The sequence below is a fragment of the Natrinema pallidum genome (genome assembly GCF_005890195.1).
GTDB lineage: Archaea > Halobacteriota > Halobacteria > Halobacteriales > Natrialbaceae > Natrinema > Natrinema pallidum.
On the sequence record NZ_CP040637.1, the window covers coordinates 2230447 to 2253097 of the forward strand.

The 22651-nt window shown below is 64.4% G+C and carries 19 protein-coding genes and 3 pseudogenes; 15 read left to right on the top strand and 7 right to left on the bottom strand.

Translation table 11 applies throughout. The features are described from left to right. The first annotated feature begins 147 nt into the window (after nucleotides 1-147). The gene (locus FGF80_RS11145; protein ID WP_006186713.1) at nucleotides 148-597 is read left to right on the top strand and encodes an acyl-CoA thioesterase; all 450 of its coding nucleotides are present in this window, start codon (nucleotides 148-150) and stop codon (nucleotides 595-597) included. A gap of 345 nt (nucleotides 598-942) precedes the next feature. Then, nucleotides 943-1296: a winged helix-turn-helix transcriptional regulator gene (locus FGF80_RS11150; protein ID WP_138654034.1), complete on the top strand. Its 354-nt coding sequence runs from the start codon at nucleotides 943-945 to the stop codon at nucleotides 1294-1296. A 44-nt stretch (nucleotides 1297-1340) separates the two neighbouring features. Here the strand turns inward: FGF80_RS11150 and FGF80_RS11155 are convergent, their stop codons facing one another. The 3 genes from FGF80_RS11155 to FGF80_RS11165 all read right to left on the bottom strand — a co-directional run bounded on the left by FGF80_RS11155 (nucleotide 1341) and on the right by FGF80_RS11165 (nucleotide 3847). Continuing rightward, nucleotides 1341-2762: a short-chain fatty acid transporter gene (locus FGF80_RS11155; protein ID WP_138654036.1), complete on the bottom strand. Its 1422-nt coding sequence runs from the start codon at nucleotides 2760-2762 to the stop codon at nucleotides 1341-1343. A gap of 112 nt (nucleotides 2763-2874) precedes the next feature. Continuing rightward, nucleotides 2875-3321 (bottom strand): UPF0179 family protein, encoded by a 447-nt coding sequence (locus FGF80_RS11160; RefSeq protein ID WP_006186710.1) that lies wholly within the window; start codon nucleotides 3319-3321, stop codon nucleotides 2875-2877. Nucleotides 3322-3415: 94 nt separating this feature from the next. After that, a complete protein-coding gene (locus FGF80_RS11165; protein ID WP_138654038.1) occupies nucleotides 3416-3847 on the bottom strand; it encodes a DUF5820 family protein in 432 nt (143 codons plus the stop codon). 380 nt (nucleotides 3848-4227) lie between these two features. On the opposite strand from FGF80_RS11165, the gene FGF80_RS11170 reads away from it, so the two are divergent. The 9 genes and pseudogenes from FGF80_RS11170 to FGF80_RS11200 all read left to right on the top strand — a co-directional run bounded on the left by FGF80_RS11170 (nucleotide 4228) and on the right by FGF80_RS11200 (nucleotide 14937). Then, nucleotides 4228-4449, top strand: coding sequence for a hypothetical protein (locus FGF80_RS11170; RefSeq protein WP_006186708.1), 222 nt, complete (start codon nucleotides 4228-4230; stop codon nucleotides 4447-4449). Between the two features lie 4 nt (nucleotides 4450-4453). Beyond that, a complete protein-coding gene (locus tag FGF80_RS11175) occupies nucleotides 4454-6526 on the top strand; it encodes a PrkA family serine protein kinase (RefSeq protein WP_006186707.1) in 2073 nt (690 codons plus the stop codon). 26 nt (nucleotides 6527-6552) lie between these two features. Continuing rightward, entirely contained in the window at nucleotides 6553-8838 is a 2286-nt protein-coding gene (locus FGF80_RS11180; RefSeq protein ID WP_138654040.1) for a PrkA family serine protein kinase, read from the top strand. Then, entirely contained in the window at nucleotides 8829-10157 is a 1329-nt protein-coding gene (locus FGF80_RS11185; protein ID WP_138654042.1) for a YeaH/YhbH family protein, read from the top strand. Before FGF80_RS11180 ends, FGF80_RS11185 begins: the two co-directional genes overlap by 10 nt. Continuing rightward, nucleotides 10150-11049: pseudogene (locus tag FGF80_RS19920) on the top strand (SpoVR family protein); the annotation flags it as partial. The gene FGF80_RS11185 and the pseudogene FGF80_RS19920, both read left to right, overlap by 8 nt. Before the next feature lie 696 nt (nucleotides 11050-11745). Then, nucleotides 11746-12045 (top strand): annotated as a pseudogene (locus tag FGF80_RS19925) (LAGLIDADG family homing endonuclease); the annotation flags it as partial. After that, nucleotides 12046-13353: pseudogene (locus FGF80_RS19930) on the top strand (SpoVR family protein); the annotation flags it as partial. It lies immediately after the preceding pseudogene. 97 nt (nucleotides 13354-13450) lie between these two features. Then, nucleotides 13451-14485 carry a HEAT repeat domain-containing protein gene (locus tag FGF80_RS11195; protein WP_006186702.1) on the top strand — a complete coding sequence of 345 codons (1035 nt, stop codon included), beginning with the start codon at nucleotides 13451-13453 and terminating at the stop codon, nucleotides 14483-14485. Between the two features lie 26 nt (nucleotides 14486-14511). Beyond that, a complete protein-coding gene (locus FGF80_RS11200; protein ID WP_006186701.1) occupies nucleotides 14512-14937 on the top strand; it encodes a secondary thiamine-phosphate synthase enzyme YjbQ in 426 nt (141 codons plus the stop codon). Between the two features lie 196 nt (nucleotides 14938-15133). Here the strand turns inward: FGF80_RS11200 and FGF80_RS11205 are convergent, their stop codons facing one another. Continuing rightward, on the bottom strand, nucleotides 15134-15799 hold the full coding sequence (locus tag FGF80_RS11205) for a glycerophosphodiester phosphodiesterase (protein WP_138654046.1): 666 nt from the start codon (nucleotides 15797-15799) through the stop codon (nucleotides 15134-15136). 178 nt (nucleotides 15800-15977) lie between these two features. Between FGF80_RS11205 and FGF80_RS11210 the strand changes: the two genes are divergently transcribed. Then, on the top strand, nucleotides 15978-16424 hold the full coding sequence (locus FGF80_RS11210; protein WP_138654048.1) for a response regulator: 447 nt from the start codon (nucleotides 15978-15980) through the stop codon (nucleotides 16422-16424). Nucleotides 16425-16493: 69 nt separating this feature from the next. After that, on the top strand, nucleotides 16494-17228 hold the full coding sequence (locus FGF80_RS11215; protein ID WP_138654050.1) for an SDR family oxidoreductase: 735 nt from the start codon (nucleotides 16494-16496) through the stop codon (nucleotides 17226-17228). A 28-nt stretch (nucleotides 17229-17256) separates the two neighbouring features. On the opposite strand, the gene FGF80_RS11220 is transcribed toward FGF80_RS11215, so the two are convergent. Beyond that, nucleotides 17257-18654 (bottom strand): sodium-dependent transporter, encoded by a 1398-nt coding sequence (locus tag FGF80_RS11220; RefSeq protein ID WP_006186697.1) that lies wholly within the window; start codon nucleotides 18652-18654, stop codon nucleotides 17257-17259. Nucleotides 18655-18912: 258 nt separating this feature from the next. Then, nucleotides 18913-19074 carry a hypothetical protein gene (locus FGF80_RS19210; protein WP_175417025.1) on the bottom strand — a complete coding sequence of 54 codons (162 nt, stop codon included), beginning with the start codon at nucleotides 19072-19074 and terminating at the stop codon, nucleotides 18913-18915. Between the two features lie 348 nt (nucleotides 19075-19422). Here FGF80_RS19210 and FGF80_RS11225 point away from each other — a divergent pair, with 348 nt between their 5' ends. Together FGF80_RS11225 and FGF80_RS11230 are read left to right on the top strand one after the other, a co-directional pair. Continuing rightward, nucleotides 19423-20967, top strand: a complete 1545-nt coding sequence (locus FGF80_RS11225; RefSeq protein ID WP_138655521.1) for an acyl-CoA carboxylase subunit beta — start codon at nucleotides 19423-19425, stop codon at nucleotides 20965-20967. A 1-nt stretch (nucleotide 20968) separates the two neighbouring features. Beyond that, on the top strand, nucleotides 20969-21322 hold the full coding sequence (locus FGF80_RS11230) for a hypothetical protein (RefSeq protein ID WP_138654052.1): 354 nt from the start codon (nucleotides 20969-20971) through the stop codon (nucleotides 21320-21322). Between the two features lie 63 nt (nucleotides 21323-21385). Here the strand turns inward: FGF80_RS11230 and FGF80_RS11235 are convergent, their stop codons facing one another. Further along, a complete protein-coding gene (locus FGF80_RS11235) occupies nucleotides 21386-22540 on the bottom strand; it encodes an SPFH domain-containing protein (RefSeq protein WP_006186693.1) in 1155 nt (384 codons plus the stop codon). Nucleotides 22541-22651: the final 111 nt, after the last annotated feature.

The following is a 22651-nucleotide window of genomic DNA, read 5'->3' on the forward strand; positions in this document are numbered from 1 at the left end:
CCCCAACTCGGCGGCGACTTTTACCAGTATCGGACCGCGAAGGAATATCAAATATCAATACAGTCTCGCCGTCGAGCCATCGGGGCCGTCAGCCGACGCCGACCGGTGAAAGCAAGACTGATTGGTGCCGTCGGGTAATACCGGCCAATGACGGCCTTACGGGAGACGGTTATCGAGAACCGCGAGATGGTCCAGCCGAACCACGCCAACATGCTTGACGTGGCCCACGGGGGCAACGTGATGAAGTGGATGGACGAAGTGGGCGCGATGAGCGCGATGCGATTTGCCGGCGAGATGTGTGTCACCGCGCGGGTCAATCAGATGAACTTCGAGCGGCCGATCCCAGTCGGCGACACGGCGTACATCACCGCCTACGTGTACGATGCGGGCACCTCGAGCGTGAAAGTCCGTCTGATCGCCGAGCGGGAAAACCTCCAGACCCACGAGCGCGAGCGGACCACCGAATCGTACTTCGTCTACGTCGCGATCGACGAGGACAACACGCCGACGACGGTACCCGAGTTGACCGTCGACACCGAGGAGGGTGAACGGCTTCGGCGGGAGGCGCTCGCGGACGATCTGGGTCGGGCCGACTGACCGATTCGAAGCGGGCGGCACGAGTAAGCGCCATCGGAACCCGCGTACAGCGGTGTCTCATCCGAAGCGAATCGACTCTTTCACTGCGGCGCCGTCGCTGCCGGCCGGTGGCCGGACGCCGACGCTCGACGCTCCGCCCCTCTCTCACCCGAGTGGTCGATCGAACTCGAGCTATCGCGCTCGAGAACGGCCGAGACGGTACCCCGCCGCGGTCGGCGTCGATCTCGAGGCGACCGGTCCACGACTGGGGCCGACTCGAGCGGCCTGCCGAAGCCTGATAACACAGTGTTACCCGGTTCGGATGGGAACTACTATACCGGTTCACGACGTAGGACACACAGATCGATGTCCTCTCCGCAAGCGAGATCCCGCGAGCAACACGACGACGCCTGTCCCGTCATCGCCTCCCTCGAGCAGATCGGCTCCCAATGGCGGCTGGCGGTACTCCACGAACTGCTGGACGGCGAACAGCGGTTTAACGAACTCAAGCGATCGACCGACGCGAACGCCCGCACCCTCTCGCGTGTGCTCGACGATCTCGGCGAGATGGGGTTCGTCGAACGCCGCATCGAGGAGGACGCCCCCGTGGCGACCTACTACAGCCTCACCGACAAGGGCGAGTCCCTCGAACCGGTCTTCAGCGAGATCGAGTGCTGGGCCGGTTCCTGGCTCGACGACGGCGAACTCGAGCCCCAGTAACGCGTCGACCGTCTTCGAACCGCGGGGGCGGTCGTCCGCGCCGATCAGTACGGCAACAGGAGCAAGACGACCGCCAGGAACGGGATCAGCGCGAGCAACATCGTAACGGCGTAGCCGAACATTTCCCGTGCCCGAATGTTCGTGATCGCGAGCAGCGGCAGCGCCCAGAACGGGTTCAGCAGGTTCGTGTGTGCGTCCCCGACGGCGTAGGCGATCGTCGCCTGGCCGACCGGCACTCCGACCTCCTGTGCGGCCTCGAGAACCGGCGGTCCGAGAACGATCCACTCGCCGCCGCCGGAGGGGACGAAGAGGTTGACGACCGCGGCCGTGAGCCACGCGATTATCGGGAACGTCTCGGTGGTCGAGACCGCCAATAGTCCTTCGGCCATCGTTTCCGCCAGCCCGGAGCCGCTCATCATGCCCTGAATGCCCGCGAAAAACGGGAACAGGAGGATGATTCCGGCGGCGGCGTCCGCGGCGTCGCCGAACCGGTCCCGGTAGAGCGCCAGGCCGGCGAACAGGAACCCGAAGTTCAGCACGTTCAGGTCCAGTGCGTCCAGTCCGCCGGTCGCGAACTCCCAGGCGATCACCGCGACCCCGGTCAGCGCGATGACACCGCCCAGCAACCGACTGTTGTCGATCCGCTCGGCTGGAACGCGGCCGTCGTCCGATGGTTCCGCCGGCGTCAGATCATCCGCCGCGTCGTCGTCGGCGCTGCCGGCCGTCGACTCGAGCAGTTCGCTCTCGGGGATGTACTCGGTGATCTCCCGCGAGCGCTCCGCAGCGGGCGTCAGCAGGGAGAGCACGGTCGCCGCGAAGAGAATCGATAGCGCGGTGAGCGCGAGCGCGTATCCGCTGAAGACCGTTGCGCCGGTGCTAACCGGCTCGTCGATGACGCCGAGTTCGATGAATTCGTTGCCCGACGTCGCGAGCAGCAGGGGTGCCGAGCCGGAGAGGCCCCAGTGCCAGGTCAGTCCCAGGCCCATGTAGCCGGCCACACAAAGCAGCGGGTAGTGGACCGTGAGTCCCTCCCGATAGGCGGCCTTCCCCATCTCACGCGCGAAGATCGCGCCGACGACGAGGCTCAGCCCCCAGTGAACCCAGGCCAGAACCATCGAAACGACCCCGACCAGGACGACGGCCTGCTTGCTGGAGTTCGGGACCGCCGCCAGTCGCTGGAGCGCGTCGTTGACCTGCGGGTGGTAGGCGATCACGAACCCGGTCATGATGATCAACACCATCTGCATCGCGAAGGTGAGGAAAGCCCAGAACCCGTCGTACCAGTGTTGGATCATCTCCGTCGGGCCCTGCCCTTCGACGAGTATCCCGACCGCGAAGACGACGTAGGACAGGATGATCGCGAACAGGAACGGGCTCGGCATCCATCGCTCGACGACGTTCGCGATTCGGTTCCCCAGCCGTTCGATGCCGTTCCCGGTCGCCGCCGCACGGTCTGCGTCCTGCATACGTGTTGTGATACCAAATGCCGTGTTAAGCGTTTCGCGGGCGGAACGAGCGCTCGAGGGGGGACTCGTCGACGGCACCCCGCGCCGGCGGGGACGACGGCGAACCGCGAGGTCAGTCGTCGGTCTCGAGTTCGACGAGTTCGAGCGAGCGGTCGAGATGGCAGACCTCGTGTGGGGGGTCGCCGATGATTTCCCGAATGCGGTACTCCTCGTCGAACTCGACGCCGTCGGGTTCGCAGTACTCGTGGCTTGGACAGTCGACGTACGGGCAGGGACCGGGGAGGCTCGTCTTGCTCCCGGCGAAGGCACCCTTTGACGTGATGTTCGCGCGCGTCGCGGCTGGCTCGACTTCGACGGCGCGGACCCCGCCGTCGTGCATGGCACACTCGAGGGTCTGGGCGTTCTCTCGGACGGACGTGACGCGGTACTTCGTGCCCGGGTGGAGGTTGAGACACTGGCTGCGATAGGGACAGCCGGTACAGGCGTCGGCTTCCCCCTCGTAGACGAACTCGGTTCCCGGCTCGGCCAGCCGGGAGCCGATGAGCGTAACGGTCGACATGGGACGTGGTAGTCGCCACTGGCGGTTAAGCGTCACGTCCCGTCGAGCGCCGGGAACTCGAGTGTGGATCGGCAGGCGATGCGGGCGGACCGATTCAGCCGTCGGTTTCGTCGCCGGTGAGTTCGTCCAGTCGTTCGAAGTACGTCTCCCGAGGGACCTGGTAGAGCCCTCGATAGTCGATTTCGCCGTCGTCGAACTGCCGGGCGAGTGCGATCGTTCGTTCGAGGGCGTCGTCCCGGTTCGGGTATCGCAGCGTCTCGTTCAGCGACACGTCCGGCTCGAGGTAGAGCGTGACGAACCAGTCCTCGGAATCGGCGGTGTCCGCGGGGTTGACACCGGGTCGACGGGTTCGCTTGCCGTGGGTGAGATACAGCGTCGGCAGACAGGGTGCGGGAAAGTCCGCGGCGTTGAACACGTCCGGTCGGTACGCGAGAACGAGCCGTCCCTGCTCCCCCTGACTCCAGACGGTCCATGCGTCCGGTAGCCGCGAGCGGTCACCCACGCCATCCGCATCCGTATCCGACATGGCCGTCGGTAGGTCCCCTCACCGTAAATCCCCGTCGCCACTGGGCCGGTCGGGTGGCCGCTCGGGTCCGCTGGTCCGACGGCGGTGGGGGATGGGCGCGCGCGAGCCGACGTGGACGCTGCAGGCCGGTAACTTATATCGAATGGGGCCGAATGTGGGGTGTGATACCGAACATCGACACAGCGTGCTGGCAATATTCTCCCGGAATTAAGTCCTGACAAATACCTTTTGGGGCTAAGGTTAAGTAGCTGGATTACTCACTCATTAAATACTATCGGTATCCGTTTGCCGGGCCGATCCACTCCGCGCCCGTCCCCGGTGCAGCGTTGCCCGATCCCCTGACGAGGCATCGCGCAACGTAGAGTGGTGATAGATGACATATGACATGGCAAATCGCCGCCGCCCACGAACGGGTTGCGCTCCCCGAGCCCCCCCTCGAGGAGTCCGACGAGCACGACGCACTCACGTCGGGTGACGCGAGGCGACGGATTCCGACGGTTCGGCCACACGACGCCACGGCTGGTCGAACGACGTCCACGCAGGCAGTCCGCGGATCACGGACGACTGCACAGCAGACGGGGGAACCCCGCAACTGGCAATGATACCATGACCGGTGACATCGAAACACTCGAGCAGCTCAGTACGGATTACAAGGAATCGATGCCCGCAGACCTTCGGGAAACCAAGTCCTTCGACTGGTACTTGGAAGTGGTCTACGAGGACCCGAAGGTGGCCCGCAACGCCCACCAGCGCGTCGCGGACATGTTCGATTACTACGGCACGACCTACGACGAGACCGAAGGGATGGTCGAGTACCAACTCGCCAGCGAGGACCCGCTGGGCGACGGCGAGAACACCTTCTACGGGAAGGTCATCCACCAGTCGATCCACGAGTTCGTCAACAAGGTCAAGTCGGGTGCTCGCCGGCTGGGCCCCGAACGGCGAATCAAGCTTCTGCTCGGGCCGGTCGGCTCCGGGAAGTCCCACTTCGACAAGCAGGTCCGCAAGTACTTCGAGGACTACACGCTGCGGGACGACGGCCGGATGTACACCTTCCGGTGGACGAACCTCTGTGACGTGATTCAGGATCAGGACCCGGCCGACGATTCCGTCCGCTCCCCGATGAACCAGGACCCGCTCGTGCTCTTGCCCGTAGAGCAGCGCCAGCGGGTTATCGACGATCTTAACGAGAACCTCGACGCGCCCTACACCATTCAGAACGAGCAGGCGCTCGACCCTGAAAGCGAGTTCTACATGGACAAGCTGCTGGCGTACTACGACGACGACCTCCAGCAGGTCCTCGAGAACCACGTCGAGATCGTTCGGTTCGTCGCCGACGAGAACAAACGACAGGGCCTCGAGACCTTCGAACCCAAGGACAAGAAGAACCAGGACGAGACCGAACTCACCGGCGACGTCAACTACTCGAAAATCGCTATCTACGGCGAGAGCGATCCGCGCGCGTTCGACTACTCGGGAGCCTTCTGTAACGCGAACCGTGGTATCTTCTCCGGCGAGGAACTGCTCAAACTCCAGCGGGAGTTCCTCTACGACTTCCTCCATGCGACCCAGGAGCAGACGATCAAGCCCAAGAACAACCCCCGGATCGATATCGACCAGGTGATCGTCGGCCGGACGAACATGCCCGAGTACAAGGACAAGAAGGGCGACGAGAAGATGGAGGCGTTCAACGACCGCACCAAGCGGATCGACTTCCCCTACGTCCTTTCCTACGAGGACGAGGCCAGCATCTACGAGAAGATGCTGCAAAACGCCGACGTCCCCGACATCAACGTCGAGCCACACACCCTCGAGATGGCGGGACTCTTCGGCGTCTTAACCCGCATCGAGGAGCCCGACACCGAGACCGTCGGACTCCTCTCGAAGGCCAAGGCCTACAACGGCGAGATCGACGAGGGCGACGATATCGACACCAAGAAGCTCCGCGAAGAGGCCGAACTAAAGGCCGAGATCGGCGAGGGCATGGTCGGGATCTCACCGCGGTTCATCGGCGACGAGATCGCCGAGGCCATCATGGACTCCAAACACCGCCAGCGCGGGTTCCTCTCGCCGCTGACGGTGTTCAACTTCTTCGAGGAGAACTTGGAACACCACGGCTCGATTCCGGAGGACAACTTCGAGACCTACTACCGCTACCTCGAGACGGTCCGCGAGGAGTACAAGGAGCGGGCCATCGAGGACGTCCGCCACGCGCTAGCCTACGATATCGACGAGATCCAGCGCCAGGGCGAGAAGTACATGGACCACGTGATGGCCTACATCGACGACGACACGATCGAGGACGAACTCACGGGTCGCGAACAGGAACCCGACGAGACGTTCCTCCGGTCGGTCGAGGAGAAACTCGACATTCCCGAGGACCGCAAGGAGGACTTCCGACAGGAGGTCTCCAATTGGGTCTCCCGCCGCGCCCGCGAGGGCGAGGCGTTCAACCCCCAGGACAACGAGCGCCTGCGCCGCGCCCTCGAGCGCAAGCTCTGGGAGGACAAGAAACACAATATCAACTTCTCCGCGCTGGTCAGCGCCAACGAGTTCGACGACGACGAGCGCTCCGCGTGGATCGATGCGCTGATCGAACAGGGCTACTCCGAGGGCGGTGCCAAGGAGGTGCTCGAGTTCGCCGGTGCGGAGGTCGCCAAGGCGGAGATGGACGACTAACATGACCGGACACGAGGCAGACTAACATGACCGGACACGACTACGTCACCGAGGCCGACCGCGCGCTCGAGGAGACCTACGAGGAGCCGATGTCCCTCGCGGCGTACGTCGATCGGGTCTTCGAGAACCCGTCGATCGCCTCCCATGCCTCGAAGTACCTGCTCGAGGCGATCGAGGCCGCGGGCACGCGGAGGGTCGTCGAGGAGGGCGAGGAAAAGGAGCGCTACCGCTTCTTCGACGACCCGTACAACGACGGTGAGCACGCGATCCTCGGGAACACCGAGGTACTCAACGGGTTCGTCGACGACCTGCGGTCGATCGCTGCGGGCCGGGCGAAAGACGAGAAGATCATCTGGTTCGAGGGGCCGACCGCGACCGGCAAGTCCGAACTCAAACGCTGTCTGGTCAACGGCCTGCGCGAGTACTCGAAGACGCCCGAGGGCCGTCGCTACACCGTCGAGTGGAACATCTCGACCGCCGAGGGCGGCGAGCGCGGACTGAGCTACGGCGACGAGACCAGCGCCGCCGACGAGCAGGACTGGTACGAGAGTCCCGTCCAGGCCCACCCGCTGTCGGTGTTTCCCGCGGAGGTGCGGGGCGATCTCCTCGAGCAACTCAACGCCGACCTCGACGACCACGTACCGATTCAGGTCGACGCACAGATCGATCCGTTCTCCCGGGAAGCGTACGACTTCTTGGAGGAGCGCTACCGCCGGGCGGGCGAGGAGGAACTCTTCTCGGCGATCACCGACGAGAGCCACCTCCGCGTGAAAAATTACGTCGTCGATACGGGCCAGGGTGTCGGGGTCCTCCACTCGGAGGACGACGGCCCGCCCAAGGAGCGCCTCGTCGGCTCGTGGATGCACGGCATGCTCCAGGAACTCGACTCGCGGGGCCGGAAGAACCCACAGGCGTTCAGCTACGACGGCGTGCTCTCGCAGGGCAACGGCGTGCTGACGATCGTCGAGGACGCAGCCCAGCACGCCGATCTCCTCCAGAAGCTGCTGAACGTCCCCGACGAGCAGTCGGTGAAACTGGATAAGGGGGTCGGGATGGACGTCGATTCCCAGCTCCTGATCATCTCGAACCCCGACCTCGAGGCCCAACTCAACCAGCATGCGGATCGGAACGGGATGGACCCGCTGAAGGCACTCAAACGCCGGTTGGACAAACACCGTTTCGGTTATCTGACGAACCTGAGCCTCGAGACGGAACTCATTCGCCGCGAGTTGACAAACGAGATGGCGGTCTGGGAGGCCGAGAGCTACGACGAACTCGCCGATCGAATTCGTGCCCCGGTGACGATGTCGGTCAAGGACCGCGACGGCGAGACGCGCGTCCAGGAGTTCGCGCCGCACGCGATCGAAGCGGCCGCGCTGTACGCGGTCGTCACGCGATTAGACGAGGAACACCTCCCGAACGGGCTCGATCTGGTGGATAAGGCTTTGATCTACGATCAGGGCTACCTTCAGGAAGGCGACAGCCGGCGGGAGAAAGCGGAGTTCGACTTCGACGGCGACGGCAACGACGGCGATCACGGCATCCCGGTCACGTACACGCGGGACACGCTCGCGGAACTGCTCCAGACCGATCGGGATCGCCACCACGCCGAGCTATCGGTCGAGGACATCGTCATGCCCCGCGACGTGTTAAACGCCATGGTCGAAGGGCTGATCGACGCGCCGGTCTTCTCGACGGGCGAGCGCTCGGAGTTCGAGAACCGCGTCGTGCCCGTGAAAAACTACATCTACGATCAACAGGAGAGCGACGTCATCGAGGCCATCATGCACGACAAACGCGTCGACGAGGAGACCGTCGCCGAGTACGTCGAACACGTCTACGCCTGGGAGACCGAGGAGCCGCTGTACAACGACCGTGGGGAGCGCGTCGAGCCCGATCCGCTGACGATGAAGCTGTTCGAGATCGAGCATCTCGGCCGGTTCTCCGAGAGCGGGTACGACGGGAACCAGCCCCGCGAGAGCGTCCGGAACTTCCGGCGCGAGAAGGTCATCACGTCGCTGAACCGCCACGCCTGGGAGCACCGCGACGAGGACTTCGCCGTTGAGGATGTCGATCTCACCGCGATCCCGGTGATCAAGACCGTCCTCGAGAGTCACGACTGGGACGACGTCGAGCGGACCTTCGGGGACTTCGACCCGCGCCAGTGGAGCGACCCGCCAAGCGGGACCGAGACGGCCGCCGTCAAGGAGAGCACGATCGATACGATGGTCGATCTCTTCGGCTACTCCGAGGCGTCGGCCGAGCTGACCAGCAGACACGTCATGGGACAGGTGAGCTACAGATGGGACTGAGAGACGACCTCGAGCGGTTCCGGGAGGTGGGTGAACAGCGTCGCGAAGATCTGGCCGACTTCATCCAGTACGGCGACCTCGGCCAGAGCCGGCCGGGCGAGATCAAGATCCCGGTCAAGATCGTCTCGCTGCCGGAGTTCGAGTACGATCAACGCGATCAGGGTGGCGTCGGGCAAGGCGAGGACGGCACGCCCGACACCGGCCAACCGGTCGGCCAGCCACAACCGCAGCCGGGTGACGACGACGGCGAGGACGGCGAACCGGGCGAGGACGGCGGCGACCACGAGTACTACGAGATGGACCCCGAGGAGTTCGCCGCGGAACTCGACGAGGAACTGGGGCTCGATCTCGATCCGAAGGGCAAGACGGTCGTCGAGGAGAAGGAAGGTCCCTTTACCGACCTCACGCGGACCGGTCCCAACAGCACGCTCGACTTCGAGCGGATGTTCAAGGAGGGGCTCAAACGCAAGCTCGCGATGGACTTCGACGAGGAGTTCCTGCGGGAACTCTGTAAAGTTGCGGACATCGAACCTCGCGACGTCTTCGAGTGGGCTCGCGGCGAGAACCTGCCGGTGTCGATGGCCTGGATCGAAGAAGCCTACGCGGACATCCCCGACGATGAGCGGGGGAAGTGGGCCTCGATCGAGGAGGTCGAGGCAACCGTCGAACGCGAGAGCGTCCAGCAGAAGATCCGCCGCGAGGGGATCAAACACGTGCCCTTCCGCCGCGAGGACGAACGCTACCGCCACCCCGAAATCATCGAGGAGAAGGAGAAGAACGTCGTCGTCGTCAACATCCGCGACGTTTCCGGCTCGATGCGAGAGAAGAAACGCGAACTCGTCGAGCGGACCTTCACCCCGCTGGACTGGTACCTACAGGGCAAGTACGACAACGCCGAGTTCGTCTACATCGCCCACGACGCCGACGCCTGGGCGGTCGACCGCGACGAGTTCTTCGGCATCCGCAGCGGCGGCGGCACCAAAATCTCGAGCGCGTACGAGCTCGCCGCCGAGTTGCTCGAGGACTACCCCTGGGCCGACTGGAACCGATACGTCTTCGCCGCGGGCGACTCGGAGAACTCCTCGAACGACACCGAGGAGCGCGTGGTCCCGATGATGGAGGAAATCCCGGCGAACCTCCACGCCTACGTGGAGACCCAGCCAAGCGGCAACGCGATCAACGCCACCCACGCCGAGGAACTCGAGCGTCACTTCGGCACCGACGCCGACGACGTCGCGGTGGCGTACGTCAACGACGAATCGGACGTGACGGACGCGATCTACGAGATCCTCTCGACGGAGGGTACTGCAAATGAGTAATTCGGACAGATTCCGCAAACAGGCGATCGCCAGCGAACTCGAGGAGCCGGTCGACGAGGCCCGGGCCCTCGCCGAGAAACTCGGCCTCGAGCCCTATCCGGTGAAGTACTGGATCATCGACTACGACGAGATGAACGAACTCATCGCCTACGGCGGGTTCCAGAGCCGGTACCCTCACTGGCGGTGGGGGATGCAGTACGACAAGCAACAAAAGCAGGGGCAGTACGCGGGCGGGAAGGCCTTCGAGATCGTCAACAACGACAATCCCGCGCACGCGTTCCTGCAGGAGTCCAACACGGTCGCCGACCAGAAGGCGGTCATCACCCACGTCGAGGCTCATTCGGACTTCTTCGCCAACAACGACTGGTTCGGCATGTTTACCAGCAGGCGCGCGGACGAGGATCAGGTCAACGCCGCGGCCATGCTCGAGCGTCACGCGCGGGCGATCGACGAGTATATGTCAGACCCCGATATCGACCGCGCCGAGGTCGAGAAGTGGATCGACCACTGCCTGTCCCTCGAGGACAATATCGACCAGCATCAGGTGTTCAGCCGGCGGCTCGACGTCGACGGACCCGCGATCGAGGGGATCGACGAGGACCTCGCCGAGAAGTTGGACGAACTCGAACTCTCCGACGAGATCAAAGGCGAAGTCTTCACCGAGGAGTGGGTCGAGCAACTCGAGGAAGAGGAGCTTACCGGGACCTTCCCCGAGGAGCCACAGAAGGACCTGCTGGCCTTCGTTCGCGAACACGGCAAGCAGTACGACGACGAAGCCGGTCGGGGCGTCGAGATGGAGGAGTGGCAACGCGACATCCTCGATATGATGCGCGCGGAGGCCTACTACTTCGCCGCCCAGAAGATGACGAAGGTGATGAACGAGGGCTGGGCCTGTGTCGATCCGGACACGCCAATATTCACTGCCGACGGACTTGTCTCGATGCGTGAAGTGGTCGATAACCACATGACCGTCTCCGACGGAGAAACGTCCCGAGCGGTCTACGACTCGAACGTCATTCACGATCACGACACCGTGACGATCGAGACCCGTCGCGGCTTCGAACTGACCGGGTCGAACAATCACCGGATTCGGCTTCCGGACGGCTCGTGGTCGCGCCTTGACGAGCTGTCGGTCGGCGACGAAATCGAAGTCTCGGGTGGGAACGAAACGTGGCCATCGACGTACGTTGATCTCGAGTGGCAGCCGCCGGAAAACGTCACGCTGAACGATGTCGCCGAGGAAGCTGGTGTTTCGGTCTGGACGGTCATGCGGTACCGACGAGTCGGCCGGGCACGAAAGGCCGAAGCCGTAGAGAACGCCTTGGGGGAGTACCAGGGGGGAGATCGAGGACTGGCCCAGCGAGACCCGATCGCCGTTCCCGACACGATCGACGAGCAGTTCGGTCGGTTCTTGGGATTGCTCGTGGGTGACGGCCACATCTCTTCGGCTGCCGGGCACGTCGGGTTTACCAACGGGGAGAAACGCCACGCCGAGGAGTTCGCCGGGCTCGTCGACGAACTCTTCGGGATCGATCCAACTGTCGAGCAGCAAGGGAGCCGATGGCGAGTATACGCGTATTCCCGTAATATGGTCGATTTACTGCAAGCAGAGATCGGCCTTCCGGACGGCAAGGCAGCGGACAGAAAGTCGGTTCCGGAACCGATCCGTCGCTCCCCACGAAGCGTCGTCGCCGAGTTCATCCGCGGGCTGTTCGACGCGGATGGCTACGCGGGCGATCAGGGTGCGATCCTGACCACGTCGAGCGAGGAACTGAGCGAAACAGTCCTGTTGCTCCTGACGAACTTCGATATCCTCGGTCGACGCCGGGAACAGACGGACGGGTGCTACCACGTCCATCTCACTGGCAAATCGGCCCGCACGTTCGCCGACGAAATCGGGTTCGGGTACTCAGAGAAGGCCGATGCGCTTCGCGCGTATCTCGACGATCTCGCGTGGTTTGAGGAAGAAGAATGGAGTGACGAAGTTGTCTCGATAGAGGAGTCGACCGGGACTGTGTACGATATTTCGGTCGAAGAAACGCACCGATACGCGGGTGCTGGAGTCATCAACCACAACTCCTACTGGGAATCGACGATGATGACCGACGAAGCCTTCGCGGGCGACGACGAGTTCCTCAACTACGCCGACCACATGGCGAAGGTGCTGGCGTCGGGCGGACTCAACCCCTACAGCCTCGGGATGGAACTCTGGGAGTACGTCGAGAACACGACCAACCGGCGGGAGGTCCTCGAGGCCCTGCTGCGCGTCGAGGGCATCTCGTGGCGCAACCTCGTCGATGTCGTCGACTTCGACGCCGTCCTCGAGCGGCTCGAGCCGCCGGCGGCGATCGAGACCATCACTCCCGAGACGCTCGACGCGCTCGAGGGGGTCTCCGACGAGTGGGTCGACCACGAGGCCGTCGAAAAGGCCCGCGCGGGCGAGATCGACGTTTCGAACTACCCCTGGAAGGTTCTAACCGAGACGGGGTTGGCGCGTCGCCACTACTCGTTGGTCAAGCGCCAGCACCGTGGGTTCCTCAGTCGGGTCAATCAGAACGAACTCGAGCGAATCGGTCGGTACCTGTTCGACGACGCCCGCTACGCGTCGGTCGAAGAGGCGCTCGACGATATCGACTTCACGGCGGGCTGGAACCGGCTGTTCGACGTCCGGGAGAGTCACAACGACGTGACCTTCTTGGACGAATTCCTGACCCAGGAGTTCATCACGGAGAACAACTACTTCACCTACGAACACTCCCAGGCGACGGGGCAGTTCCACGTCGCCAGCGACGCGGCCGAGGACGTCAAAAAGAAGTTGCTGTTGCAGTTCACTAACTTCGGGAAGCCGACGATCGCGGTCTACGACGGCAACTACAACAACGCCAACGAACTGCTGCTCGGCCACCAGTACAACGGCGTCATGCTCGATCTCGAGCAGGCCACGGAGACGCTCAAGCGGATCTTCGAACTGTGGGGGCGGCCGGTGAACCTGCTGACGATCGTCAAGGAGGTCGACGAACACGACATCGAGGTCGCCAAGCGCCGCAACCGTGAGCCAGAACCCGAAGAGCAGGGCAAATTGATCCGGTACAACGGCCAAACGGTGACGACCGAAGACGTGCCCTGGGAGGAGGTCGAACACCTCGCTGCCGACGACGTCGACTACGACACGAAGCCCGACGAATGGCTCGCGTAAGGGCGCTTGCGATCCGGTTGCCGTCTCCTCGGAGCGTATCGGTTCGGGGGCCGTTGGCCAGAACCCTTACATCGTCGTTCGCCAATGCAGGGACACGATGGATGGGGATGGGGGTGAGGCCGTCGAGCCTCGGGGCCGGGGGGCCACCGGGCTCGATCTGCCAGCAGTACTGACACGACTCGACGATCAGGAGCCGGCGGAGCAACGGGCCGCTGTCCGCCGGATTCGGACCACAATCGACGACCAGGGGCAGGCGGCGGCGTATGCCCCGACGGTGCCGAAGTTACGGTCGCTGCTCGAGCGGACTGAACTGGATTTTCACGACGAGATCGCCGCCTGTCTCGCCGAGTTGGCGGCCGACGCACCGACGGACGTCGCGCCGTCGACCGGCACGATCGTAACGGTCGCCCGCGAAAACGCCGACCAACCGGTGGCGCGGGAACTCCTTCGGTGTCTCGCCGCCGTCGCGGCCGAGCGGCCGGACGTCCTGGTCGAGCACCTCGAGGCGATCGCCGACGTGCTGGATCGGCGACGCGGGTACGACCGCCACGGGCTCCAGGCGATCGCCCGCGTCTCGACGGCGGAGCCGACGGCGATCGAACCGGTCGCGCCGATCCTCGTCGACGCGCTGGCCGCGAACCCGATCGAAAACGGGCCGCCGGTGTGCCGAGCGCTCGGTCGGCTGGCGCGGTCCGGCGGGGAACTGCCCACCCTCGAGTTCGTGACGCACGCTGCGGGTCTCGTCGACCACGACGACGGAGCGTTGCGACACGACGCGATCGGCTGTCTCGGCGATGTCGCCCACTGTGACCCCGACGCGGTCGACCCGGTCTGTGATGATCTCGCGGCGGCGCTTTCGTTTCCGGACCCGGAGACGCGGGCTATCGCGGCGGTCACGGTGGCCCGCATCGCCGCCGAGACCGGCGACGCGGTCGCGACGGTTCGCGAGGAGTTGCGCGAACGCCTCGCGGACGACCACGCGACCGTCCGGGCGAACGCCTGCGTCGCGCTCGGGTACGGGCACGTCGATGCGGCCGCGCCGCGGCTGCGGGAACTCGCGACCGATGACCCGGCACCGAACGTCCGCGATCGCGCTTCGTGGGCCGTGAGACGCCTTTCCGACGGCCGGTAGAGTCGACACGGACCGTAACGCAGTCGATGCTCGCGGCCGTTTCTCCGACTATGAACGTCAGCGTCGAGACCGAGTCCCGGTCGACGACCGTCGACGTAACCGACCGCATCGCCGCAGCCGTTCCGGACCACCTCGAGTCGGGCACCTGTACGGCCTTCGTCCAGCACACGACGGCCGGACTCGTCGTCCAAGAGGACGAGCCGCGGCTTCGAGGCGATCTCGAGTCGTTCCTGGGCGATCTAGTCCCCGACGACGGGCATGCACACGACGAGTTAGACGGCAATGCGGACGCCCATCTGCGAGCGGCGCTGCTCGGTCCGGACGTGACGATCCCGATCGTAGACGGGGAGTTAGCGCTGGGGACCTGGCAGTCGGTGTTGCTGGTCGAGTGCGACGGACCGCGAACCCGGACCGTGACCGTGACGACCGTCGGCGACACGAGTCGCCACTGAACGCCACTGCGCACCTGATCGCACGACGGCCGTGCGGTCGGTGTCTCACTCGTTTCAGTTGGCCTGCGAACGCCGTGCTCGAGGTGCCTGGCACGTGGGACCCGCCGGAGTCGGCCGGGGGTCGACGCGACGACACGAGGAGTCGGGCCCGAAGCGATCGAACGACGCGCTGTGACCCTCACTCGAAGCCGCGCGATCACACGGCGATCGGCCGATCCGCCGAAACGCAGTCGACGCCCCGGTACCAGAGCAGCACCGCCATCGATCGCCGCTCGACGGTCCACGCGTGAACCTCGAGCCCGACGCGTGTCGCCCGCGGGACGAGCCCGGTCACCAAACAGCGCCAGCGGTTCGCACCGAGCACGTCACAGTCGAGTTCGACCGCGGTCGTAACCGGCGTCTCGAGGTGGCGACTCACGAGCACCCCGATGGGCTGGTCCGGATCGCGCTCGCGGATCGCCCGCAGTTCGGAGACCAGAAAGGACGTCACGATAACGCGATTGTCGACGGCAGCCTCGTCGAGCACCGTGAGGACGTCCGCGGCGATGCCGGCTGTCTTGAGTTCGAGAGTGACCTCGACGGACGGCGGCAGGGCCGCGAGCATGTCCGCGAGGGTCGGAATCCGCTCGTCGGACTCGAGCACCGAGTAGTCGCTGAGTTCCGCGAGCGGGATCTCCGCGACGCTACCCGAACCGTCGGTGATGCGGTCGATCGTTTCGTCGTGGACGACGACGAGTTCGCCGGAGCCACAGCGCCGCACGTCGAACTCGACGGCATCGGCGTGCTCGGCGGCGGCCCGGACGGCACCGATCGTGTTCTCGGGGGCGGTCCCGGCGAAGCCGCGATGCGCGATGAGTCGCATTCACTGGCATAACGGGAGCCGCCGGCTTCAGTGGCGCGTTCGGTCGCAGAGCCTGTACCCGTCGCTCCAGGGCTGTCCAAATTACTTAGCAAGCAATGTTACAAGAGTCCGCCGACTAGATGGAGACGATTACTGGATTGGACTTCCGACTCATTCACTCGATCGGCGTGATCTACCTATGAGCGGTCGAGACAATGCGTCTGTCGACGTCCTGCTCGTCGAGGACGAGGCCGAAGCCGTTCGGCTCATCGGCGAGGCGTTCGACGAGGTCGACGCCGAAACGTCGGTTCGGGTCGCCGCCGACGGCGACGAGGCGCTGACGGTGCTGACCGAGCGCGGCGACGAGCCACCTTCGGTTCCGGATCTCGTGTTGCTTGACCTGGACGTGCCGCGGCTGAGCGGCCTCGAACTTCTCGAGGCGATCACGAACGAGCCGACGCTCGCGCGGCTTCCCGTGCTCGTGTTGACACAGTCGGCGGCCGTCGAGGACGTTCGAGCGAGCTACGAACTTGCAGCCAACGCCTCTCTCACGAAACCGTCCGAGCCCGAGGCCTACGCCGAGATGATCGAGGCGATCGCGGACTTCTGGTTCGGGCGGGCTGCCCTGCCGACGAACGGCTCGTAGCACCGATCCGAACGCGGCGGGGCGTCCTTCGCCCCGTCCTTTGATACGAACGGCCGGCACACGTACGGTATGGACGTCACGACCGACTTCGATGTCGATCTCGACGGCACCGTTGCGGTGATCACCGGTGCGAGCGGCGCGCTCGGCAGTGCGACCGTCGACCGCTTCCGCGCGGCGGGGGCGACCGTCTGTGCCGTCGACGTGATTCCGCCGGCCGACGAGGACAGTTCGCTCGAGGCGGACGTCGCCGACGAACCCGGCCTCGCGTTCTACGAGGGCGACCTGACCGACGAGGACGACGTCGCGGCCCTGATGGACGCCGTCGTCGACGATCACGGGCGGATCGACCACCTGCTGAACATCGCCGGGACGTGGCGCGGCGGCGACCACATCGAGGACACCGACCTCGCGGAGTTCGAGTCGCTCGTCGACATCAACCTGAAGACGGCCTTTCTCGCGTCCAAACACGCCCTGCCGCACCTCCGGGAGGCGGCGGGCTCGATCGTCAGTATCAGCGCTCGATCCTCGCTCGAGGGCGGCGCGGGCGACGGTCCCTACCGGATCACGAAGGCCGGCATCCGGCTGCTGACGGAAACGCTGGCCGAGGAGAACCGCGGGACCGTCCGTGCGAACTGCGTCATGCCGAGCGTGATCGACACGCCGATGAACCGCGAGCTGATGCCCGACGCCGATCACGACGAATGGGTCGCTCCGGGCGACATCGCGGACGTGCTCGCGTTCCTCTGTAGCGACGGTGCGGCGGTGACAAGCGGTGCTGCGGTACCGGTGTACGGCGAGGCCTGAAAAGGGACGGTGAACGGGTATCGATGCGTTACAGGTTCTGGCTGAGCCAGTCCGAGAAGGGCCCTGTGAGGAAGTCGACGTAGTCCACGAGGCCCAGGTACAGCGAGACGACGAGCACGATGACGATCGGGACGCGAACCGCCCAGATCCACGCCTGTCCAAGCCCGCCGAGATCGCCGATTCCCTTCGAGAGTTCCTCGACGGCGAACTTCGGTGCGACCCAGCCGACGAGCAACATCAACACGAGCGCACCGAACACCAGCAGGATACCGTCGGCGAACAGATCGAGCAGGTCGAGGAAGACCAGATCGTACGTGACCGGAACCCCGAGCAGGTAGATGACGCCGCCCATTCCGAGCGCCGCCTTCCAGCGCTCGATCCCCTTCTCGTCGATCATGTATGCGGTCACGACCTCGAGCAGCGAGATCGCACTCGAGAGAGCCGCGATCGTGACGGTCCCGAAGAACAGGATGCCGAGAAGGCGGCCGCCGGAGAGGGTCGCGAACGCGTCGGTCATCGAGATGAAGATCGCGCCGGCACCACCTTCACCCGGTTCGGTAATCCCGCCCGCGAAGAAGATCGGGAAGACGACCAGGCCAGTCAGGAACGCGATGCCGGTGTCGAATCCGATGATCGTGAGGGCGTCTCTGGTCAGGTTTCGGTCCTCACCGAGGTAGGATGCGTAGGTGATCATGACGCCCATCCCGAGCGAGAGCGTGAAGAACGCCTGTCCGGCCGCTGCGGGCAGGAGTTCGACCCAGTTGTCGAGAATGACGTTGAAGTCCGGGGACAGATAGTACGCATACCCTGCTCCGGCGTTGGGGAGCGTGTACGCCCAGATTGCCATGCCGACGAGCAAGAGGAGGATACCGGGAACCATCAGCTTCGTCGCGGTTTCGATACCGCGACGGATGCCGAGGGCGACGATCCCGATCGTCAACGCCATGAAGATCGTGTGTAACACGAACGCGTCGAGTCCGGTCGATAGCTCACCGAACATGAGAGCCGTCGTCGGCGCGCCGACTTCGGCCGCGGCGCTCTCGTAGCCCGCGAGGTGGCTCGCGTAACTCCCGCGGAACCCCTCGAGGAAGTACCGAATGAACCAGCCGGCGACGACGCTGTAGTACGACAGAATCACGCACCCCGTGACGATGAACACGCCTCCGATGTACTTCCAGGCACCCCCGCCCAGTTCCATCAGCGCGCCGACCGGATTTCGCTCCGTTCGTCTCCCGACGACGAACTCGACCAGAATGGCCGGGAACCCGATAAGTGCGACGAACAGCAGGTAGACGACCAGAAATGCTGCTCCACCGCCCTCTCCCGCGACGAACGGGAACCGCCAGATGTTTCCTAACCCCACCGCACTCCCGACCGCAGCGAGGATGAACCCTGTTCTCGTTGCCCATGTTTCGCGCTGTGCCATATCGGGGAGGATCGTTCCGGGGACCTAAAACCTTCTATTTGGGAACTAGGTACATGATGGTCTCATTTCCATACGTCTTGACACCATGTGACTTGAAACACAGTACCAAGAACCGTACCGGTGAGAGCCGGCACGCGCATTCGAGGGCGCAAGGGCGACGTTCGACGGCTGTGCGGCGGTTGCTTGCTGGACGAGAGAACGGCGTTTCGTCCCGAACGTCAGTTCGATCTGTCCATAGCAAGCGCTATCGTCCGACATTTAGTATTTCACGACCGGCGCGTGCTCCGACTGGACTGGAGACGACATGACGTCGATCATCGATAGCGTCCGCAAGATGATGACCGTGGGGATCGCTGTGTTCCGGATCGGCATGCCGAGGTTCCCCAGATCGCCGGTAACCGACTGGAGAACGCCGACCATGGCATCAGCATCGCCGCCGACGCCGGCACCGATACACCCGGCAACGCCTGTGATTCCTGCGATACCCAGCCCCCGTAGTACGTTTCGTCGATCAAATCCTATACTATAGAATTACAAGGTAATCTCTGGTAGAAGTCTCTTTGGCGACGTGCAAATTCCGGGAGAGTAACTGACGGAACCGGGCCGTGGAGGGCCGATGAGCGGCCGTCAGCCGGCCGCCGGACGCGAACCCTGATGCATGAAAACATACAATCCTTCATGGGAAATAATACGACTTACAGAACGTTTTTGACGCAGGTGACCGTTGCCTCGGGCAATGAGTTGGCACGGGAGGGTTTCCCTATGACGATGGAAGACCGCATCGACGAACTCGAGGAACTCCGCGAAGAGGCGCGGCGGGGCGGCGGCGAGGCCCGCATCGAGAAGCAACACGACAAGGGGAAGATGACCGCCCGCGAGCGGATCGACTACTTCCTCGACGACGGCTCCTTCACCGAGTTCGATCAGCTTCGGACCCACCAGACGAGCCAGTTCGGGATGGAGGAACAGAAGATTCCCGGCGACGGCGTCGTCACGGGCTACGGCGAGGTCAACGGGCGGAAAGTCTTCGTCTTTGCCCACGACTTTACTGTCTTCGGTGGTTCGCTCGGCGAAGTCTTCGCCGAGAAGGTCTGTAAGGTCATGGACATGGCGATGGAGGTCGGTGCGCCGGTCATCGGGCTCAACGACTCCGCTGGCGCTCGGATTCAGGAAGGGGTCAAGAGTCTGGCCGGCTTCACCGAGATTTTCCGCCGCAACCAGGAAGCCAGCGGCGTCATCCCCCAGATATCGGGGATCATGGGTCCCTGTGCCGGCGGCGCGGTCTACTCCCCGTCGATCACCGACTTCATTTTCATGGTGAAAGACACGAGTCACATGTACATCACCGGCCCCGGCGTCACCAAGACCGTCACCGGTGAAGACGTCACCCACGAGGAACTCGGCGGTGCGATGACCCACGCCGACAAGACCGGCGTCGCCCAGTTCGCCTGCGAGAGCGAGGAGCAGGCCTTAGACGATATCAAGCGACTCCTCTCCTATCTCCCGCAGAACAACGTCGAAGACCCCCCACGCGTCGAACCCTGGGACGACCCCGACCGCCGTGACGAGAAACTCAAGAGTATCGTCCCGCCGAGTCCGCAAAAGCCCTACGACATGACCGACGTCATCGATTCGGTCGTCGACGAGGGCTCGTTCTTCGAGGTTGCGGACAACTTCGCCAAGAACATCGTCGTCGGCTTCGGCCGCCTCGACGGGCGCTCGGTTGGCCTCGTCGCCAACCAGCCCCGCGTCAACGCCGGCACGCTGACCGTCGATGCCTCGATGAAGGGCTCGCGGTTCGTCCGCTTCTGTGACTCGTTTAATATCCCGATCGTCACGTTCGTCGACGTTCCCGGCTACATGCCCGGTACCGACCAGGAACACCGCGGGATCATCCGCCACGGCGCGAAACTGCTCTACGCCTACGCCGAGGCGACCGTCCCGCTGCTGACGGTCATCACCCGGAAGGCCTACGGCGGTGCTTACTGCGTCATGGCCTCGAAGAACCTCGGCGCGGACGTCAACTACGCCTGGCCAACGGCGGAGATCGCCGTCATGGGTCCGCAGGGCGCGGTCAACATCCTCTACCGCGAGGAACTCGAGGCGGCCGACAACCCCGACGAACTCCGCGACGAACTCATCGAGGAGTACCGCGAGGAGTTCGCCAACCCCTACACCGCGACGGACAAGGGCTTCCTCGACGACGTTATCGTCCCGACCGAAACCCGGCCACGGCTGATCCACGACCTCGAGATGCTCGAGACCAAGCGCGAACAGAACCCGGACAAGAAACACGGCAACATCCCGCTGTAACATGACCACCCAACAACAGCCGTCGGCCGACGACCGGGCCGCGGACGCCGGCGGCGAGCGGAACGACGACGCGTCGACGGGTCTCGAGGGGGTCCTGCCCGGCGACGTCACCCTCGACCTGCCGGACGACGCGGACGATGAGGAGGCGGCAGCGATCGCGGCCGCCGTCGGCGCGCACCTCCACGATCACGCGCTCGCAGCCGCCGCAGCGGCCGCCGAGGGCGAGGAGACGTGGGACGACGAACGGTGGGCCTTCGCCGGCCGGGTCCGCGCACAGCAACACCGGACCGTCCGCGTGCCCCGCGGCGCGCCGACCGACGCGTGGGCGGCGGCGGGACGGACCAGGCAGTTCTAACCCGCGGCGGACCGTCTGGCTGGGTCCTCGAGAACGAGAGCGAACCGCTACCCGCGGGCGGAGCTACTCCGAATCCGATCCCAGTTCCGGCTCCGGTTCGTCGTCGGATTCGGACATGGTGATCGGCTCGTCGGCCTCCATGCCCACGTCCTGGCCTTCCTTGATCGCTCGGGCTTGCTCTTCCATCGCTTCGACGTCCATTTCGGCCTGCTCGTCGATCTCGCCGATGATGTCGGCGATGTCGTCCAGCCCGATCAGTTCGCGCGTCTCGTCGTCGAACTCGAGGCTCTCGAGGTCCGTCCCGTTGCCTTTCACGTCGCTACCCGAGAGGTGTTTGCCGTAGCGGCCGACCAGCGAGGTGAGTTCCTGGGGCATGACGAACGTCGTCGACTCGCCCTGGCCGATATCGGCGAGCGTCTCCATTCCCTTGTCGATGACCGCGCGTTCGCCCATCGATTCCGCGGAGCGCGCTCGCAGGACGGTCGAGATCGCGTCACCCTGTGACTCGAGGATCTGGCTCTGCTTTTCACCCTGGGCGCGGATGATGTTCGACTGCTTGTCCCCTTCCGCCTTCTCGACGGCGCTGCGGCGTTCACCCTGCGCCTCGAGGATCATCGCACGGCGGCGGCGCTCGGCGGAGGTCTGTTCCTCCATCGCGCCCTTGACGCCCGCGGAGGGCGTGACCTCGCGGACCTCGACCGACTCCACTCGAATGCCCCACTCATCGGTGGGTTCGTCGAGTTCCTGGCGGATGCGCTCGTTGATCATCTCCCGCCGCGAGAGGGTGTCGTCGAGTTCCATGTCGCCGATCACGGCTCGCAGCGTCGTCTGGGCCAGGTTCGAGACCGCACGCTGGTAATCGTCGACCTCGAGGAACGCACGCTTGGCGTTCATGACCCGGATGTAGACGACGGCGTCGGCCGTAACGGGGGAGTTGTCCCGTGTGATGGCCTCCTGCTGGGGCACGTCGAGCGTCTGCGTTCGCATGTCGAACGTGTAGATCCGGGAGACGTACGGCGGGACGATGTTCAGCCCCGGCTCGAGCAGTTTGCGGTACTCGCCGAAGACGGTCAGCGCGGCTCTGTCGTAGGCGTCGACGATCTCGACCATCTGCCAGACCGTGACCACGACGAGGAAGAGTCCGATCAGGCCGACGAGCAGGAGCGGGTCCTCGAGCACCGATTGTGTCTGTAGCGGGCCGAGTACGTTCTCGTACATCGTGTGTATGAGGGACCCAGGTCGGATAACGCTTGCCCATAACACGCATGGAACGTGGTCGCGCTCGGTTCGGAGTGGAACCGACGCCGACAGCGATCGACGGCTTTCGGG